The sequence below is a fragment of the Tessaracoccus bendigoensis DSM 12906 genome, from assembly GCF_900141915.1.
Taxonomy (GTDB): Bacteria; Actinomycetota; Actinomycetes; order Propionibacteriales; family Propionibacteriaceae; genus Arachnia; species Arachnia bendigoensis.
This window is the reverse complement of sequence record NZ_FQZG01000055.1, coordinates 1-16,512: the sequence shown is the minus strand read 5'-3', so window position 1 is coordinate 16,512 and position 16,512 is coordinate 1. Positions and strand designations below refer to the sequence as shown.

17 protein-coding genes and 4 tRNA genes are annotated in these 16,512 nt (G+C 65.8%); 15 read left to right on the top strand and 6 right to left on the bottom strand.

The window, feature by feature from the left end; genetic code table 11:
• Window positions 1–2 precede the first annotated feature (2 nt).
• A complete protein-coding gene (gene nrfH / locus BUC15_RS13495; RefSeq protein WP_139280270.1) occupies window positions 3–485 on the bottom strand; it encodes a cytochrome c nitrite reductase small subunit in 483 nt (160 codons plus the stop codon).
• 396 nt (window positions 486–881) lie between these two features.
• On the opposite strand from nrfH, the gene BUC15_RS13490 reads away from it, so the two are divergent.
• The 5 genes from BUC15_RS13490 (at window position 882) to BUC15_RS13470 (ending at window position 5,501) form a co-directional block, all read left to right on the top strand.
• A complete protein-coding gene (locus BUC15_RS13490; RefSeq protein ID WP_175558336.1) occupies window positions 882–1,817 on the top strand; it encodes a hypothetical protein in 936 nt (311 codons plus the stop codon).
• Between the two features lie 154 nt (window positions 1,818–1,971).
• Complete coding sequence (locus BUC15_RS13485) at window positions 1,972–3,516, top strand: acyl-CoA carboxylase subunit beta (RefSeq protein WP_073189163.1); 1,545 nt, start codon at window positions 1,972–1,974, stop codon at window positions 3,514–3,516.
• Window positions 3,517–3,525: 9 nt separating this feature from the next.
• Entirely contained in the window at window positions 3,526–3,900 is a 375-nt protein-coding gene (locus tag BUC15_RS13480; RefSeq protein ID WP_073189160.1) for an OadG family transporter subunit, read from the top strand.
• A gap of 3 nt (window positions 3,901–3,903) precedes the next feature.
• Window positions 3,904–4,383, top strand: coding sequence for an acyl-CoA carboxylase biotin carboxyl carrier protein subunit (locus tag BUC15_RS13475; protein ID WP_073189158.1), 480 nt, complete (start codon window positions 3,904–3,906; stop codon window positions 4,381–4,383).
• Window positions 4,380–5,501, top strand: a complete 1,122-nt coding sequence (locus tag BUC15_RS13470; RefSeq protein WP_073189156.1) for a sodium ion-translocating decarboxylase subunit beta — start codon at window positions 4,380–4,382, stop codon at window positions 5,499–5,501. Before BUC15_RS13475 ends, BUC15_RS13470 begins: the two co-directional genes overlap by 4 nt.
• A 68-nt stretch (window positions 5,502–5,569) precedes the next feature.
• Here the strand turns inward: BUC15_RS13470 and BUC15_RS13465 are convergent, their stop codons facing one another.
• Entirely contained in the window at window positions 5,570–6,172 is a 603-nt protein-coding gene (locus BUC15_RS13465) for a pentapeptide repeat-containing protein (protein WP_073189154.1), read from the bottom strand.
• Window positions 6,173–6,475: 303 nt separating this feature from the next.
• On the opposite strand from BUC15_RS13465, the gene BUC15_RS13460 reads away from it, so the two are divergent.
• The 3 genes from BUC15_RS13460 to BUC15_RS13450 all read left to right on the top strand — a co-directional run bounded on the left by BUC15_RS13460 (window position 6,476) and on the right by BUC15_RS13450 (window position 9,910).
• Window positions 6,476–6,730, top strand: a complete 255-nt coding sequence (locus BUC15_RS13460; protein ID WP_073189152.1) for a hypothetical protein — start codon at window positions 6,476–6,478, stop codon at window positions 6,728–6,730.
• Between the two features lie 51 nt (window positions 6,731–6,781).
• On the top strand, window positions 6,782–8,263 hold the full coding sequence (locus BUC15_RS13455; protein ID WP_073189149.1) for a patatin-like phospholipase family protein: 1,482 nt from the start codon (window positions 6,782–6,784) through the stop codon (window positions 8,261–8,263).
• Window positions 8,264–8,437: 174 nt separating this feature from the next.
• Complete coding sequence (locus tag BUC15_RS13450) at window positions 8,438–9,910, top strand: MFS transporter (RefSeq protein WP_217652248.1); 1,473 nt, start codon at window positions 8,438–8,440, stop codon at window positions 9,908–9,910.
• 26 nt (window positions 9,911–9,936) lie between these two features.
• Here the strand turns inward: BUC15_RS13450 and BUC15_RS13445 are convergent.
• Window positions 9,937–10,009, bottom strand: a tRNA-Lys gene (locus BUC15_RS13445).
• A gap of 40 nt (window positions 10,010–10,049) precedes the next feature.
• Between BUC15_RS13445 and BUC15_RS13440 the strand changes: the two genes are divergently transcribed.
• Window positions 10,050–10,721: a hypothetical protein gene (locus tag BUC15_RS13440; RefSeq protein WP_073189145.1), complete on the top strand. Its 672-nt coding sequence runs from the start codon at window positions 10,050–10,052 to the stop codon at window positions 10,719–10,721.
• Between the two features lie 56 nt (window positions 10,722–10,777).
• On the opposite strand, the gene BUC15_RS19995 is transcribed toward BUC15_RS13440, so the two are convergent.
• Window positions 10,778–10,990 (bottom strand): hypothetical protein, encoded by a 213-nt coding sequence (locus BUC15_RS19995; protein WP_073189142.1) that lies wholly within the window; start codon window positions 10,988–10,990, stop codon window positions 10,778–10,780.
• Window positions 10,991–11,084: 94 nt separating this feature from the next.
• Between BUC15_RS19995 and BUC15_RS13430 the strand changes: the two genes are divergently transcribed.
• The 4 genes from BUC15_RS13430 to BUC15_RS13415 all read left to right on the top strand — a co-directional run bounded on the left by BUC15_RS13430 (window position 11,085) and on the right by BUC15_RS13415 (window position 12,926).
• Window positions 11,085–12,458: an SH3 domain-containing protein gene (locus BUC15_RS13430; protein ID WP_073189140.1), complete on the top strand. Its 1,374-nt coding sequence runs from the start codon at window positions 11,085–11,087 to the stop codon at window positions 12,456–12,458.
• A 60-nt stretch (window positions 12,459–12,518) separates the two neighbouring features.
• Window positions 12,519–12,591: transfer RNA gene (locus BUC15_RS13425), tRNA-Glu, on the top strand.
• Window positions 12,592–12,748: 157 nt separating this feature from the next.
• Window positions 12,749–12,825, top strand: a tRNA-Asp gene (locus BUC15_RS13420).
• Between the two features lie 27 nt (window positions 12,826–12,852).
• A tRNA-Phe gene (locus BUC15_RS13415) sits at window positions 12,853–12,926 on the top strand.
• Between the two features lie 45 nt (window positions 12,927–12,971).
• Here BUC15_RS13415 and BUC15_RS13410 read toward each other — a convergent pair.
• Together BUC15_RS13410 and BUC15_RS13405 are read right to left on the bottom strand one after the other, a co-directional pair.
• Window positions 12,972–14,330 carry a D-arabinono-1,4-lactone oxidase gene (locus tag BUC15_RS13410; RefSeq protein WP_217652247.1) on the bottom strand — a complete coding sequence of 453 codons (1,359 nt, stop codon included), beginning with the start codon at window positions 14,328–14,330 and terminating at the stop codon, window positions 12,972–12,974.
• Complete coding sequence (locus BUC15_RS13405; protein WP_084189591.1) at window positions 14,327–15,628, bottom strand: alanine racemase; 1,302 nt, start codon at window positions 15,626–15,628, stop codon at window positions 14,327–14,329. The genes BUC15_RS13410 and BUC15_RS13405 overlap by 4 nt, the downstream gene beginning before the upstream one ends.
• Window positions 15,629–15,733: 105 nt before the next feature.
• Between BUC15_RS13405 and BUC15_RS13400 the strand changes: the two genes are divergently transcribed.
• The gene (locus BUC15_RS13400; protein WP_175558335.1) at window positions 15,734–16,249 is read left to right on the top strand and encodes a TetR/AcrR family transcriptional regulator; all 516 of its coding nucleotides are present in this window, start codon (window positions 15,734–15,736) and stop codon (window positions 16,247–16,249) included.
• Between the two features lie 25 nt (window positions 16,250–16,274).
• A partial coding sequence (locus BUC15_RS13395; RefSeq protein ID WP_175558334.1) for a transposase domain-containing protein occupies window positions 16,275–16,512 on the top strand: 238 nt, incomplete at its 3' end.

The window sequence follows — 16,512 nt, the reverse complement described above, 5'->3', positions numbered from 1 at the left end:
CCTTACCTCGTGCTGTGTCCGACGTCGGAGTGGCAGCGGGTGCAGTTGATCTGGTCGCTACCGGCGGTCATGCGGATGTCGCTGGTGAAGTCGGCGTGGCAGTACAGGCACGCCTCGTTGGTCACCGTCCTGTTCGAGTCCCTGATCTCGATGTTCTCCGGGTACTGCCCCGTCGTGAACTTCAACCCGTGCCAGAAGCCGTTGTCGGCCTTGACGACGTACTTGTGGATGATGTTGTCGTGCGGCGCGTGGCAGTCGTTACACGTGGCCACGTTCGAGTGGCTGCCGGCTATCCAGGCGTCGTAGTGGCGCTCCATGACGTGACAGTTGGCACAGGTGGCCGGATCGTTGAACAGGTACGAGATGCCCTTGGCGTAGATGAAGGTGAACAGGCCTACGCCGATCAGGGAGCCCACGACGAACACGCCGACGGCCACCAGGACGTTGGTCCTGGTGACCCGTCTCAGCAAACCCTTGATGCGCATCGTCATAGCTCCTACGACGTAGAGTAGTAGAGACTGGGGTCACGGGGGCGGATACTCCCCGATCCAGTGACGTCACTGGGCGCCAGCGGAGTCGCTCGACACCAGCGATCCGACGTCGACACCTGCGGTCCGTCTCCGACACCAGCGAAAACGCGCGACACCAGCGAAAACGCGCGACACCAGCGAAATACCGCAGGTAACGACTCCTTTCACTGGTATCCGCCGAACAGCACTAGCGTCGAGAAAACCGCAGGCGTCAGCCAATGCTCCGCGGACGGAGCGGACCGAGCCTCACGGCCACGACGTCAGCAAGAAGGCCACGTCATCAAGCTGAACTCAGACGAGCCCCAGGGGACACTCGAACCGAGCAAGCGCCGTCCCCAAGAGGCCCATCGGATGTCGGGCCGAGCCGCCCGGCAGGCAGTGGCCGATCCTCGCAACCAGACACACCAGAATCGACCACTGGTCGATTTTCCGGAGGGGTCGACGCCGTGCCTGGCCCCCCGAGAAGTGGGGCTCCCCCGCGACGACCCTCCTCACCAGCACAAGGTCGCGACCCTCGCGACCCTCGCGACCCTCGCGACCCTCGCGACCCTCGCGACCCCCGTGACCCCCGCGACCCTCACGACCCTCACGGCTACGATCGACGCCGTGACCGACCCACACGCAGACGCCGTGACCGCTGAACTCGACCCACAGGCCACCCACCTCGACGTCGAGCGACTCCTCCTGGTCGCAGGCTGGACGCCGTGCGGCGCCGGCGACTGGGCGATCGCGCTTGCCTCACCCGACGGCGACGTCGTAGCCCGCATCAGCCCGTTCGACCCCGTCGGCCCCTACACCGCCAGGCTCTACGACGAGGCGGCCGCGACGGGGCTCGTCCCGCTCCTGTTCGCCCACCGTCGGCTCGCCGGAGGGGGCGACCTCCAACTCCTCGAACGACTCACCCCCGTCGGCGAGCCGGAAGCGTTCGCGTTTCTCGCACGCCTTGCCGACCCTGATCCAGGGATCGCCGCGCTGGCCGACATCGTCGCAAGCGTCCATGCCGACGCCGTCCGCGAGCTGCCCTGGTGCGGCCCACTCGACTCCAATCCGTCCAACATCATGCGCAACCGCCATGGCCGACTCGTCCTGACCGACCCCTATTACGCAGACGGGCCCAACCTGTACGCCACGGCGGAACAGGACCCAGCCCGGCTCGTCACGCTGATTCCCGAGGAGCAGCGCCGCTTCATGACCGAGATCCCGCTGGCCGAATCCGGCCCCTGGTCCACGATGGACCGCCTCGCTCTGCAAGAGAAGTTGCGCCGCGCCGACGCCACCCCGTCCTGACGGACGCTCGACTGAAAGTCGAACAAGACAGTGTCCCTCTCGCAGCACGGCGCCGTCGTCAGCGAGCGTCCCGGGGACCCGCCCGCAGCCCCGTCGACCCCACCCGATACCCTGAAACAGACAGCAAGACAGCGACGTGTTGCAGGCAGGAACCATGAACGACCAATTGGCAACCCTCCGTGAGAAGCGACAACGCGCCCTGGAGGGCGGCGGCCAAGACCGGATCGACGCCCAGCACGCCAAAGGCAAGCTGACTGCCAGGGAGCGGCTAGCCATCCTGCTGGATGAGGGGTCGTTCCAGGAGTTGGGCGCGCTCGCCACGCACCAGAACACCAACTTCGGCATGGATGAGCGCCACTATCCCGGCGACGGCGTCATCACCGGCTTCGGCAAGATCCAGGGCAGAAGGGTCGCCATCTTCGCGCAGGACTTCACAGTCTTCGGCGGATCGTTCTCCCAGGTGCAGTCGAACAAGATCTCACGCATCCAGGACCTGGCCATCGAGGCAGGCATCCCCCTGATCGGTCTGAACGACTCCGGGGGCGCCCGCGTCCAGGAAGGCATCCAGTCGCTCGCCGCCTACGGCGAGGTGTTCATGCGCAACGTGAAAGCCTCTGGGGTGATCCCGCAGATCTCGCTGATCATGGGGCCGTGCGCGGGCGGCGCCGTCTACTCCCCCGCCCTGACCGACATCACGATCATGGTCGACCAGACCTCAAACATGTTCCTGACCGGGCCCGACATCATCAAGACGGTCACCGGCGAGGAGGTCACCGCCGAGGATCTTGGTGGGGCCTACGTCCACAACGTCACCTCCGGCGTCGCGCAGCTCATCGCCGACAACGAGCAGCACGCCCTCAGCCTGACCAAGACCCTCCTCGGATACCTCCCCCAGAACAACGCCGAGGACCCCCCGCAGCTCGAACCCTACGATCCGCCGGACCGGATGGATGAGGCGCTGAACACGATCGTCCCGGGAGACGACCGGATGGCCTACGACATGCGCCAACTCCTGACACATGTCTTCGACCACGGCTCGACGTTCGAGCTGCACCGCGATTTCGCCCCCAATGCCCTGGTCGGGTTCGCCAGGCTGGGCGGCTCCAGCATCGGATTCGTCGCCAACCAGCCACTCGCACTTTCCGGCTGCCTCGACATCGACGCCTCGGACAAGATCGCCCGTCACATCACGTTGTGCGACCAGTTCAACATCCCGCTGATCACGTTCGTCGACTGCCCCGGCTACCTGCCAGGCGTCGAGCAGGAGCACCGGGGTGTGATCCGGCACGGCGCCAAGATCATCTACGCCTACTGCCAGGCCACCGTCCCGAAGATCTCAATCGTCACCCGAAAGGCGATGGGCGGCTCCTACGTCGCGCTCAGTTCGCGGCAGATGAACAACGACGTCGCCTACGCCTGGCCGTCCGCGCAGATCGCCGTGATGGGAGCGGAGGGGGCCGCACGCCTGCTGAACAGGCGGGCGATCGCGGCCGCCGAAGATCCCGCCGCTGAGGAGGCGCGCTTCGTCGCGGAGTACAAGGAGAAGTTCTTCAACCCCTACCAGGCCGCCGACGTAGGACAGATCGACGAGGTGATCGAGCCGCGCGAGACCCGCACCCGTCTCATCCGCGCCCTCGAGGTACTCCGCACCAAGGTCAGCCAGGACGTGCCCAAGAAGCACGGTCTATTCCCGGTCTAGGAGCCCGCCATGGACGATCTGCTCTGGGGACTGACCATGATGGGGCTGGGCATGGGATCGGTGTTTGCGCTGCTCCTGGTGCTCATGGGCCTGCTGATCCTGATCGGCCGCCTCGACACCCGACGCTCGCTGGCGCCCGAGCCCGCGCCGTCACCCCAGGCTGAAGAGCCGGATGCTCCCACCGCCGGCGTCCGGATCCTGGCCGACGGCCTGACCGAGGACCAGGTCGCCGCGATCGCCGTCGCCGTCGTGACCCACGCCGCGCAGCGCCGCCGCCAGGCCGCCCCCGAGACGAGAGCATTCGCACCCGGGAGCCAACTTTTCGCCAACCGTTGGGTTTCGGTCGGGCGGTCCCGCCGGAACACCCCCCGCCCGAGGAGATAGCCCATGCGCCGCTACACCATCACAGTCAACGACAACCCGTTCGTGGTTGACGTCGAGGCCGCCGGTGCCAACCTCTTCCGGGTGCAACTCGACGGTCGGCTGATCGACGTCACCCTCGAAGACCACCGCGACCTCGCACACTCACCCATCACCCCGGCCCTCACGCCCCGGGCCGAGACCGCCCCACCGGCAGCCACCCAAACCGCTACCGCCGCGGCCGCCGCACCGTCGGGCCCGGCTGCGGCGCCGTCCGGGCCGGTCAAGGACAAGCTGACCGCGCCCATGCCCGGCGTCGTGCTGGCGATCGAGACGACGGTGGGCACACAGGTCAAGCGTGGCGACCCGGTGCTCTCGCTCGAGGCGATGAAGATGGTCAACCAGTTGCGGGCACCGCGCGACGGGGTCGTCGCCGAGATCTATGTCGGCGCGGGTGACCAGGTGCGCTACGGCGAGACGCTCGTCCGGTTCGAGGATGCCTCGTGAACTCCGAGACCCTCTCGCAACTGCTGCAGGGCCTCACGAGCCTGACGTGGCAGAGCGCCGTGATGCTCGCCGTCGGTCTGCTGCTGATCTGGCTGGCGATCAAGAAGGAATACGAACCGCTGCTGCTGCTGCCTATCGGGGCAGGAGCGATCCTGGCGAATCTCCCGCTCTCCCCGATGGTCGGCGAACACGGGATGCTGACGCTGCTCTACGACATGGGGGTCGGCAACGAGTTGTTCCCCCTGCTGATCTTCGTCGGAATCGGAGCCATGACCGATTTCGGGCCGCTGCTCGAGAACCCGAAGATGGTGCTGCTGGGCGCGGCGGGGCAGTTCGGCATCTTCCTGACGCTGCTACTCGCGCTCGGCCTCGGATTCTCCAGGGAACAGTCCGCCTCGATCGGCATCATCGGCGCTATCGACGGCCCGACCTCGATCTACGTGGCCAACCAGCTCGCCCCCGAACTGCTCGCGCCGATCACCGTGGCCGCGTACTCGTACATGAGCCTTGTCCCGATCATCATGCCGCCGATCATGCGGCTGATGACAACGGCCAAGGAACGCTCGATCGTCATGCCCTACACCAGCCGCGAGATCTCGCAGCGCACCAGAATACTGTTTCCCATCATCGTGACGGTGGTCGTGGGTGTCCTGGTGCCGTTCGCCACCCCGCTGATCGGGATGCTGATGCTCGGTAACCTGATGCGCGAGTCGAAGGTCGTCGAGCGACTGGTCGGGGCGTCGTCAAACGAGTTGGCCAATGTGGTGACGCTGTTCCTGGGCCTCGCCATCGGATCGACCATGGTCGGCACGTCGTTTCTCAATGTGGCCACCCTGATGATCCTGGTGCTGGGGCTGGTGGCGTTCTGTCTGGACACCGTGATGGGGGTCGCGTTCGGCAAGTTGATGAACGTGTTCTCCCGCGGCCGGTTCAACCCACTGATCGGCGCCGCGGGCATTTCGGCGTTCCCGATGGCGGCCCGGGTCGTCCAGCGTGAGGGGCAGCGCGAGAACCCGGACAACTTCCTGCTCATGCACGCGATGGGGGCAAACGCCGCAGGCCAGGTCGCCTCGGTCGTGGCAGGCGGCGTGCTCCTGGCCCTGATGGGCGCCGCTTAACTTCGCGATGTTGGTTCATGTGTGAACCAACATCGCGATCTTAAGCCGGTTTGGACCCCTCAACCACCTCAGGCGATCTTCATTCCCAGGATGTCGGCCAGCACCGGCGCCAGGTCCAGCACCTGGGTGGGCCCGATCACGACCCCCCGCAGACCCTCTGGGTTCGATTCGAGGCCGCGCAGTTCAACGCCGCGCAGGTCGAGCCGTTTGGTGCGCGCGTTCGTGAGGATCAGCTTGCCGACGGTGGCGTTCAAGAAGCTGATCCCCTCGATCTTCGCCTCGGACAGGTCGAGTTCCCCGATCACCGCATTGTCGATGGTCAGCCGTGCCACCGTCGCCGCCCGAAGGTTCAGATAGTCGATCTTTCCCCCAGCGATCGCACACCTGGTCCAGGAGCCACCGAACCCCTGGAAGGCGCCGATCCTGGACTCGGCGACGGTCACGTCCTGCAGGCTCGACTTGGCAAACGACACGTCGGTGGCCCGGCAATTTTGGAACTCGACGTCGGCCAGACGGCAACCGATCAACTTCGCCCCGCTGAGATCCGCCTCGACAAACCGGCTGTCCAGGATCCGCAACCCGTGCCGTTCAGGACCTGCGAAGACGATGCCCGACTCGTCTACCCCTTCGATGTAGCCATCCTCCAACAGGTCATGCAACTCATTCGACATGGCGTCAGGCTACCCGGGCGGCTGTCGACCGATCGCCACCAGTTTGGTCCACGACGAAACGCGACAAGGGCGCGGACCGAGAGGTCCGCGCCCTGATCAGGAAGCCCAATTCGGCTACTTCTTGCTCTTCTTGCTCTTCTTGTCCTTCTTGCTCTTCTTGTCCTTCTTCTTATCCTTTTTCTTCGCCATGGCGAGGTCCCTTCATCAAAGGTCAACGTCTTGTTGACCGCTGCGGAAGAGTCAACCATCCATTGACGGATTCGTCAAGTAGTAGTTGACGCCACTCCCCGATAAGATGTGCCGATGGGGAAGACCAGCACCATCGACAAGTTGCAGGCAGCCCTCTCCAGGCTGCAGGAGGCCGAAGACGCCCTCGCCAGTTTGGATGCGGCCCGAGAGCTTCGCGAACTCGCCGACAGCATCGAGTTGACACAGGTTCGCGCGGCCCGCGACCAGGGGGTCGCCTGGTCCAAGATCGGAAAGCTCTACGGCCTCACGAAACAGGGGGCGCAACAACGATTCCGGCAGCACCTGGAACCCGCACCCGACGCTGGTTGAGTTGCCTGGAGAACGTGAAACCCGTCATACCAGCCACCTAGACTGGCCCCCATGGCAGGCAAGGGTTGGTTCGGGCTCCCGTTCTTCTCGCTCACCCCACGCCCCGAGGTCGTCTCCTGCGTCCTCTCAGGCGGCGGCTCAAGGCTGAGTTTCCAGCTGGGGGCGCTGGAGTATCTCTACGAGCACGACGAACAATTCAGGCCCAGCATCTTCGTCGGCACCTCAGCAGGCTCGATTCTGGCGTCGTCGCTGGCCCAGAGCGGGCGACGCGAAGAACAGGTCGAGTACCTGCGGATGCTGCGCCGCATCTGGGACGAGATGGTGCAACCCAGCGACATGTTCACGCCTCGGCCGTGGTTCGACCGCCTCTCCACGGAGGGCCCCCAGTGGCTGGAGTTGATGAGGCCGCTCGTCACCACCCCCAAGCCGACTCCCAAACCGCGCCCAGCCCTCCTACCGTTCCTACGTGGCTCCGCGGTCTCCCCTGCATCCCCGGTGAGCCCAGACGAGCCGCCCCTCAATCCGCTTGAGTTGGCACTCACGGCAGACCCTGAAGAGCAGGTTCGTTCGGAGTGGTCCCTTGCGACCCTTTCGACGATCGCCACCCACCTGGGCCACATCCCCCGCCTCGGCAACGACCTGAACACGATCGCCAAGGGGCTGGAGTCGACGAAGTCGATGTACCGCCCGGGCCCCGTCCTGGTCGAACTTCTCCAGCCGGAGACCTTCGACCCTGCCCGCACGGCCGCGTCGGGCACCACCCTGCGGATCGCCATGGTGGCTCTCGAATCCGGCGAACTCAGGTTCATGACGGAACAGGGCAAACTCGTCGACCGTGACAACCAGCCGCTCAGCGAGGAGTCGCACGATCTGACGGTTGGCGTGCTCGCGTCCTGCGCCATCCCCGCGGTGTTCCGCCCCGTACCGATCGGCTCCGAGACCTACGTGGACGGCGGAGCGAGGGAGAACCTTCCCGCAGAGTTGGCGATCGGTCACCTTGGCGCCGCCCGCAACTACATCGTCAGTTCGCAGACCTCAGGGGTGCAGCATCGGGGCTCCATGGCCAATGCCGACCTGGTCAGCGTGGTAACGCGCTCGACCGAGATCCTGATCGACGAAGCCGGGCGCGACGAACTGGCCTACGCGCACTCGGCCGGGTCCATCGTGATCTATCCCGAACTGACCGTGCACGACTCCATGACGGTCGATCCCGCACTGATCTCCATCAACGAGGCCTACGGGTGGCTGCGGGCGGCGGAGGTCCACCTTCGGCTGGACGAGGAGGCCGAGGCGAGGCATCGGCGGATCATCGAATCCCGGCTACGCTGCTTGCAGGCGGAGCGAGACTATCTCGCCGCGGAAGAGCCGGGCCGACGCAGGCGAAACGCTCTCAGGTCGGCCAAAACCGAATTGCGCGACGCCGTCCGCTCCGCGAGCGGCGTCCCACTGCCTCCCGGTGCCGACGAGTGGTGGCGTAACTGGGAGCGACGGGCCGAACCGGTCGACCTCGACCCACCCTGGCTCGCATCCTGACCCCAAGCCGTCAGCTTACGAAGGAAATTTGAACGTGCTAAGTTGACGACTGTTTCGAAGCCGCATGCTCATCGATGAGATCTGAGCCATGCGGCTTGTCTTTGTCGTTGAACAGGTCAACGCATAAGCCTCCCCGCTCAGTCGGCCTACCTTCAGGCCAGAGGAGACACATTTATGCCAGTTTCGCAGCAGGCCCAATCCATGGCGCCCAAAACCCCCCAGTCAGCGGGCGAGTCCCGTACCCAGCCCCCAAGACGACCCCACAGGCTGATGATCGGCCTCTACCTTGGCGCCTTCCTCGGCATGTTGTCCGAGACCTCGATGAACATCGCGCTGCCCGACCTCTCCGACACGTTCGGCATCACCACCGGCACCGCCCAGTGGGTGGTCGTCGGCTACATGCTCGCCATCGGTGTGGTGCTGCCGTGTGTCGGGTTCCTCCTGAAGTGGGTGAAGGCCAAGACGCTGGTGCTTGCTGCGCTCGCCTTCTTCCTGGTCGGTGCGGTGCTGTCCGCGTCCGCTCCGACGTTCGCGCTCATGCTGACCGGACGCATCTTGCAGGGTGTCGGCACCGGCATCGTGCTACCGACCATGTACGCGTCGATCATGCGGGTGTTTCCTCTCCACAAGATCGGCGCGGCCAACGGGGTGGCCGGACTGGTCATCATGTTCGCCCCGGTCATCGGCCCAACCCTGGCAGGTCTGCTGATCGGCTGGTCTTCGTGGCGTGCGATCTTCGTGTTGTTCGCCGCGGTGGCCATTGTGGCCATCGCCTTCACCGTCGCCTTCTTCGTCACCCCCATCGAGGTCAGCCGCCCCAAGGTCGACCTGATCTCGATCGGCGCCTCGGTGATCGGCTTCGGCGCCCTGGTCGCCGGCGTGAGCCTGGTCGCCGACCTCGGGTTCTCGGCTTCGGTCATCGCACTGCTCGTCGTCGGCATCGTGACGCTGGCGTTCTACGCCCGTCGCCAACTTCGGATCGACAACCCCGTGTTGGACCTCAAGGTGCTGGGGATCGCCGAGTTCCGCACCCCTGCCATCATGGTGACCTGCTCCTTCGCCTGCACCCTGGCGATCATGTACCTGGCACCCCAGCAGCTGCAGCGTGGCCTCGGTCTGGACACCTCGACGGCGGGAATGCTGATGTTGGCCGGCGGTGTCGTCAACGCGGTCTGCTCGTTCGTCACGGGTCGTCTCCACGACCGGCACGGTGCCACTCACCTCGTGCGGATCGGCGCGGTGGTCTCGATCATCGGCTCGCTGTTGTTCCTGGCCATCGGGGTGACCACCTCACCCATGTTCTTCGTGTTCGCGCACATCGTCTTCATGATCGGCATCCCGCTGCTGCAGCAGTCCGCCCAATCGTCCGCCCTGAAGTCGCTGCCCCACGCGCTGGCGGCAGACGGGTCGACCGTCCTCAACACGATGCAGCAGGTCGTGGGGGCGATCGGCACCGCTGTGGCCACCTCTCTGCTCTACCTCGGTCAATCCAACTACGCGGCTGGAGGTGGAACCGATGCCGCCCAGGGTTTCGTGAACGGGTCGCGTTACGGCTACCTCTTCGGCCTTGCACTCATCGTCGTGGCGCTGGTCTTCTCGTTCTTCCTCAAGGAGAACCGCCCGTCCAGGAAGGTGGCGGCCGCGTAGCCGTGAACCGGCCCGGACTCTCACGGTGCCCCCAGCGGGGCTCGAACCCGCGACCCATGGATTAAAAGTCCACTGCTCTGCCAACTGAGCTATAGGGGCGAAGGAAGTCTAGCCCAAACGGTTCTGGCAGGCTGTACCCATGCCAGCCTTGACGTGGTTCCTCATCGTGGTGGCGGTCGGCGTGGCCCTGCTGGCAGCGGCCGTTGTCGCAGACCGCCACGCCCGACGACGGGTCTCGGGCCTGGGTCAGCCGGCTCCGCTGCGTCACAGCGAGGAGGTGAACCGGCATGTGCCCACCTATATCACGCAGGACGAGGTCGACGCACTCCCCGCCCCCAACCGGGCTGCGACGGGTTCGCTTCCACGGCGGGGAGAGGGCTTCTCGTTCGGGCACGCGCACAGGGATTTCGCGAATGTCGCTGAGGGCGTCAGCCGCGACAACGTCACGTTGCTGATCGTCGACGGCACGGTCTCGTCCATGCGCGAGTTGCTGGCCCCCCTGTCGGCAGCGACCACTGCCGACCCCCTCGTCATCGTCGCCGCCGGTTTCCACCCTGACGTGCTCACCACTCTCGCGGCCAACCGCCGCGTGCTTCAAGCGCCCGTCGCCGCCGCGGTTGCCGATGCGAGGGAAAGGCTTCGCCTAGCCGAACTCACCGGTGCCTCACAACTGTCCGTTGCCGATCTACAGGCCGGCTATGTCCCTTCAACGGTCCTGGGCCTGGCCCTGCACTGGTCGTCGACCTCGACACGGGCGTGGGTTCAGGCCTCTGACGGAAGCCAACCGCGCAGCGAGCCACCCGCCCGATGACCGTCTCCAGAGATGGCGCAACCTCAACCCCGGCCGCCCGAACCTGAAGTGGACCTTCACCTGAGCTCCCCTGAGAGGCCCAAGCGATTCTCAAACAGCTCTCGGGTTCCAAGAATCTCGACACCCATCACAAGTCTCCTTCTCAGAGCCAATTGAACGGCGCAGCCCCACTGCGGAACGATCGCCCCCATGCCCGAAACGCTCACAAATGATTGCTCTTTTCTCAGCAATTTCTCAATCTTCATTGCCTCGGAGGGGACGATCCCCATAGTGTCAGGCCAACGGTCAGGCGCGCCGGGGCCCTCCCCCCGGACCCCGAGGAAGCGGTGCGTCTGCCCTCCCCCCGATGATGAGGAGAGAGACGTGAAAAGAGCACTTCCAGGCCTGCGTGGCCTCGCCGCCGCCGCCGGAGTGGCGGTTCTGATCCAAGGGCTCGGCACCCTTGCCTTCAGCCCCGAAGCCGACGCGGTCAACGGCACCGTAACCACAACGACCAGGGTCAACGTGCGCAGCGGTCCCGCCACCTCATACGCTTCCTTGACCGTCCTGAACGCGGGAGATTCCCTCCCGTCCTCCGGTTCGGCCAACGGCTGGACCGAGGTCACATACAAAGGGCAGACCGCCTACATCGCGAGCGCCTATCTGTCGGGTTCCCCCTCCGACGCGCAATCCTCCCAGACATCAGGGGCGACGACCACCGGTGAAGCCGGCACCGCCTACACCACCGCCAGCGTGAACCTGCGAACCGGTCCATCTACCCGGGACGCGGTATACGTTGTCGCGCTGAAAGGCGCGAAGCTCACCCTCACCGGGACGATCAGCGGCAACTTCGCGCAGATCGACTACAGCGGCAAGCTGCTCTGGGTCTCGACGAGCTACATCGGCACCACCTCCGAGTCTCTGCCCGAGGTCACGGGACAGGCCCGGGGCACCACGGCGCTCATGATCCGCACCAGCTCGTCCGCGAACTTCACCAGCCTGGGCGACGCGCCGAAGGGGACCATCTTTGACCTGACCGGCGTTGAGCAGAACGGCATGGCTCAGGTCATCTACAAGGGTGCCGTCCGATGGGTCAATGCCACCTATCTGACCGCCGTCGGCTCCTTGACGGCCCCATTGGCCCCCACGCCGCCCGAGACCAGCCTCCGGTACGCCACCACGACCTTGAACATCTGGTCTTCTTCCACGGGCCAGTCCTACAGCGGTGTCATTCCTCGGGGCGGCGAACTCCAGGTGACCGGCACCGTGCAGAACGGCCGAACCGAGATCATCGTCAACGGTGCATCAAAGTGGGTCACCTCCAGCTACGTCTCCGCCACCCCGCCGACCACCAGCGACGCGGGCGCATCGAGCGGAGACGGCGACAGCCTCAACCGTGGCTACTCCAGCGGCCTGGACCAGACCAACGAGAACGTGAAGGCGATCGTCCGCGACGTCTGGAACCGCTACCCGCAGATCAACACGATGTACGGCTGGCGCAAGGATGTCACCCCCGACCATCCCGCAGGCCGCGCCGTCGACGTCATGATCCCCAGCTACAAGACAAACAGCGCACTCGGGTGGGAAATCGCCAAGTACTACCAGGCCCACGCGAGCGAGTACAACATCAACTACATCATCTTCGATCAGAAGATCTGGTCGACGGCCCGCACCAAGGAAGGCTGGCGTTCGATGGCCGACCGCGGCGGCGACACCGCCAACCACAAGGACCACGTGCACATCAACACAAACGGCTAACCGTCGACCGTCGCTGAGTTTGTGACCTCAGCACTAGTTCCCTTATGCTTGGACGCGCTGGTCCCCATCGTCTAGCGGCCTAGGACTCCGCCCTTTCACGGCGGCAGCACGGGTTCGAATCCCGTTGGGGATGCTCTGCACAGGGGCGGCGCCGAGGTCGACCTCGGCGCCGCCCCCAGGTCAGAGACAAGCAGCAAACCGGATTGACTAGGCGTTTCGTTCGATGTGACAGCACAGTGAAAGTCACGCTATAGTTACCGGGCTGGCTCAGCCAGCAGGTCCAAGAAATTGGCCCCGTAGCGCAGTTGGTTAGCGCGCCGCCCTGTCACGGCGGAGGTCGCGGGTTCGAGTCCCGTCGGGGTCGCCAGGTCAGGCATCAGATGCCAGGCCAGAAGGCCAGGTAGCTCAGCTGGTAGCAGCGTTCGCCTGAAAAGTGAAAGGTCGCCGGTTCGACCCCGGCCCTGGCCACAGTCAAACCCCCTGGTTTCCCAGGGGGTTTCGTCGTTGGCGGTGTCAGTTTCGGTGCCGCTCAGCCGCACCCCCCGAGGCCACCACGTGGTCACCCAGAACGCGCCGGAGATAGGCGTTGGCGAAGACCCCATCGGGGTCGAGTTCCTCACGGACCCGCAGGAAGTCCTGGAATCTCGGGTAGGCCGCAGCCAACTCCTCGGATCCCAACCCGTGCATCTTCCCCCAGTGCGGTCGTCCGCCAAGCCCCCGCATGATCTCCTCCACCGCCCCGAAGTAGGCCCGGGGATCCTCACCAATGGCCCGGTGTACCGCGATGTAGGCCGACCGTCTCCCATACGCGGTCGACAACCAGAGGTCATCTGACGCGGTGAACCGCACCTCAATCGGGAACGAAATGCGCCAGCCGGAACGGTCGATGACCGCTCTGATTTCGGTAAGTGCATCCACGACCCGGTCGACGGGGATCGCGTACTCCATCTCCGTGAACCGCACCGTCCTGCGCGTCGCGAACACACTCGACGACACGTCGCTGTAGCATCGCGAGCCGGAGAGCCTCGCGGCCACGCGGTTCAGGCTGGGGACCACCGCGGGTAGCGCCCTGCCGAGCGCGCACGTGGCGCGGAAGACTCCGTTGGCCATGAACGTCTGGTCGAACCAGCGTCGCGCATCCGTGAGCGGCGCCCTCCCCTCACCGGCCGGCACGCGCATGTTCGTCTTGGTCATCGCGATGTCTGTGTGGGGGAACCAGTAGAACTCGAAGTGATCGGAGCCGAACATCCGGTCGAACACCGATTCGAGGACCCCGTCGAGCGGTTCCGGCAACTCGACGGCGTGAAGGTCGAACGCCTCGACGCACTGGATCGTCACCTCGACGAGGATGCCGAGCGCGCCAAGTCCGAGCGCGACCGCTGGGAGCAGCTCGGGGCTGTGCCGTGCGTCGACCCGCAACAGTTCACCCCGGCCGGTGACGAGCACCGCCCCGGCGATCTGTGCGGCGATCCCTCGGAAGCCGATCCCGGTGCCGTGGGTTCCGGTCGAGACGGCACCCGCGATGGACTGGGCGTCGATGTCGCCGAGGTTCTCCATCGCCAGGCCGAGGGGCCCCAACATCGCCGGGATGGCGTGGAGCCGTGTGCCTGCCCCGAGCGTCACCGTACGGGCAGCGCGGTCTACCCCCAGCAGGCCGCTGAGACCGTCGAGGGTCATCAGGATGTCGTCGGCTTCCGCGATGGCCGTGAAGCTGTGCCCGGCCCCCACAGGCTTGACTCGCCGACCTTCGGCCGCCGCGACCCGGACCACCTCGCAGACCTCCTCCGCGGACGTCGGCGCGACGATGAGGTTGGGGTGCACCGTCAGCGTGCGCCCCCAGTTCTGCCAGGTGATCTCCGTCGAGTTCGTCACAGGAATGCCCTTCCTTCGCCTCTGTAGGTGGGTAGCCGATCAATGACACGGCCCTGGTCGACCAGGACGAACTCGTTGACGTGTTCGCTGAGTTCGCCTGACTTGGCATGGCGGAACCAGACCCGGTCGCCGACCCTCATGCCCCTGGCGGGTTGCCCGACGAGCGGGGTCTGGACCTCGCCCGTCATCTCTCTCGGTGCCAACCGCAGGTCGGCAGGGAACGCGACCTTGGGCAAGCGGTCTGGCCCTGGCGGGCCGGAGGCGACCCACCCGCCCCCGAGCACCGTCACGCAGTCGGCGCGTGGTTTCCGGACGACGCTGAGCGCGAACCCGGTGGCCGGATGCGGGGAGAAGGCCTGGTAGGAGTCGAAATAGTGCCCCGCGAACAGACCGCTGCCTGCGGCGATCTCGGTGACCGCCGCGTCCTGCGCGGTGCTCTCGATCGATCCGGTCCCCCCGCCGTTTACAAACTCCAACTCCGCGACCTGCCGGACGGCAGCCACGACCGCCGCCCTGCGTTCTGCGATCTCGGGGCGAGAGCGTCGCTTGATCCAGGAGACCACGGAGTTCATAGGCCGCCGGCCCGGCACCGCGTCGGCGACCCCGGCGACCTGGGCTTCGTAGGCCATCAGGCCCACCAGCTTGAATCCGCTGCGCCGTACGACGACCTCCGCGAGGGCCCGCACCTGGGCGGGGGTGCGCAGCGGCGAACGCAACACCCCCAACCGCCCCAAGGGCATCGGGCCCTGCCAGGCCGCATCCAGTTCCAGGCACACCCGGATCGGATGACGGTGCGACGGCGCGACGACCTCATCGATCAGGTCCAGCTGTTCGACGCAGTCGATCATGAGCGTCACAGCGGCAGCCGCCCTTTCGGAACGGGCGAGCTCTGCTATCGCTCCCCGGTCGGCGCTCGGGTATCCGACGACCACGTCGGGGCAGGTCTCGGCCAGCCACAGCGCCTCGGGCAGGGTGTAGGCGAGGACTCCCTCAAACCCGGGCACCGCAAGCAGTTCCTCGACCATGGCCCTGACCCTGAGAGATTTGCTCGCCACCCGGATCGGGACCCCGTCTGCGCGACGCAGAAGGTCCGCGGCATTGGCCCGCAGCGCCGAAAGGTCAAGGACCGCGAACGGCGGCTCCTCCGTGGCGGTGGCTTCGTCCCAGAGCCGCCAGGGCTCCGGGGACGGCGGGCTGAGATGTCGCACATCGCCGATGAGGGCGGCGAGATGCCCCGTCACCACGGCGGCGCCGCTAAGCTGTTGAAGATCATCGTTTCCCCCACCTGGCCGCCTCATTGCACCGTCCCCAAACCGGGACGATCGTCCCACTTGACGGTAGTGTAGGAGCCGGTCGAGCGGCAGGCAATGGGTGCCGGGGCGGGGCAGGTCCCGGAGGAGATCATGGCCAGAACACCAGTACAGGCCCGCAGAAGGGCTCTCGTCGCCGCCGCACTGCGAGTCGTGGCCGCGCGCGGCCTGCACGAGGCCTCGACGCGCGCAATCGTCGCCGAGGCGGGCATGTCGCTGGCCAGCTTCCACTACGCGTTCGAGTCCCGCGACCAGCTGATCGACCGTCTCATCACCGAGGTGATGGAGAACGAGGAGAAGGCGATCATCCCCTCGAACCCGGAGTCTCTGACGCTGGCGGAGCTGCTCAACGAGGGCCTGATGGGCTATGTCGCCAACCTCAGGGCAGACCCGCCGCACGAACAGGCGATGCTGGAGCTGACGCAATATGCGCTGCGCACCAGGCGGCCACTCGCCCTGGCCCAGTACGAGCAGTACAACCGCCTCGCCCTCGCCATGCTGAACCTGGCCGCCGAGCACACCGGCGTCACGTGGAGCGTGCCTGTCAGCACCGTCGCCAGGCTCCTCATCGCGCTGACGGACGGCCTAACCCCAATACCGTTCAGTTAAGGTCGCAGCGGTGTAGTTTGGTGGTATGCCGCGTGTTGGATGGAAGAAGCCAGAGACCGAGCGTCGCCTCTCTGACCTGGTCTCGGTCGGGGTGCTGACGCGGGTGTTCCCGCCCGAGCTGGTCGATGAGGTGATTGCCGATGTTGGCCGGACCGAGCAGCGGCATCGTTCGTTGCCGGCTCGGGTGATGGCCTACTTCGCGATCGGGATGGCGCTGTACTCCGAGGGCTCGTACGAGGACGTGCTGGCGCAGTTGACCGACG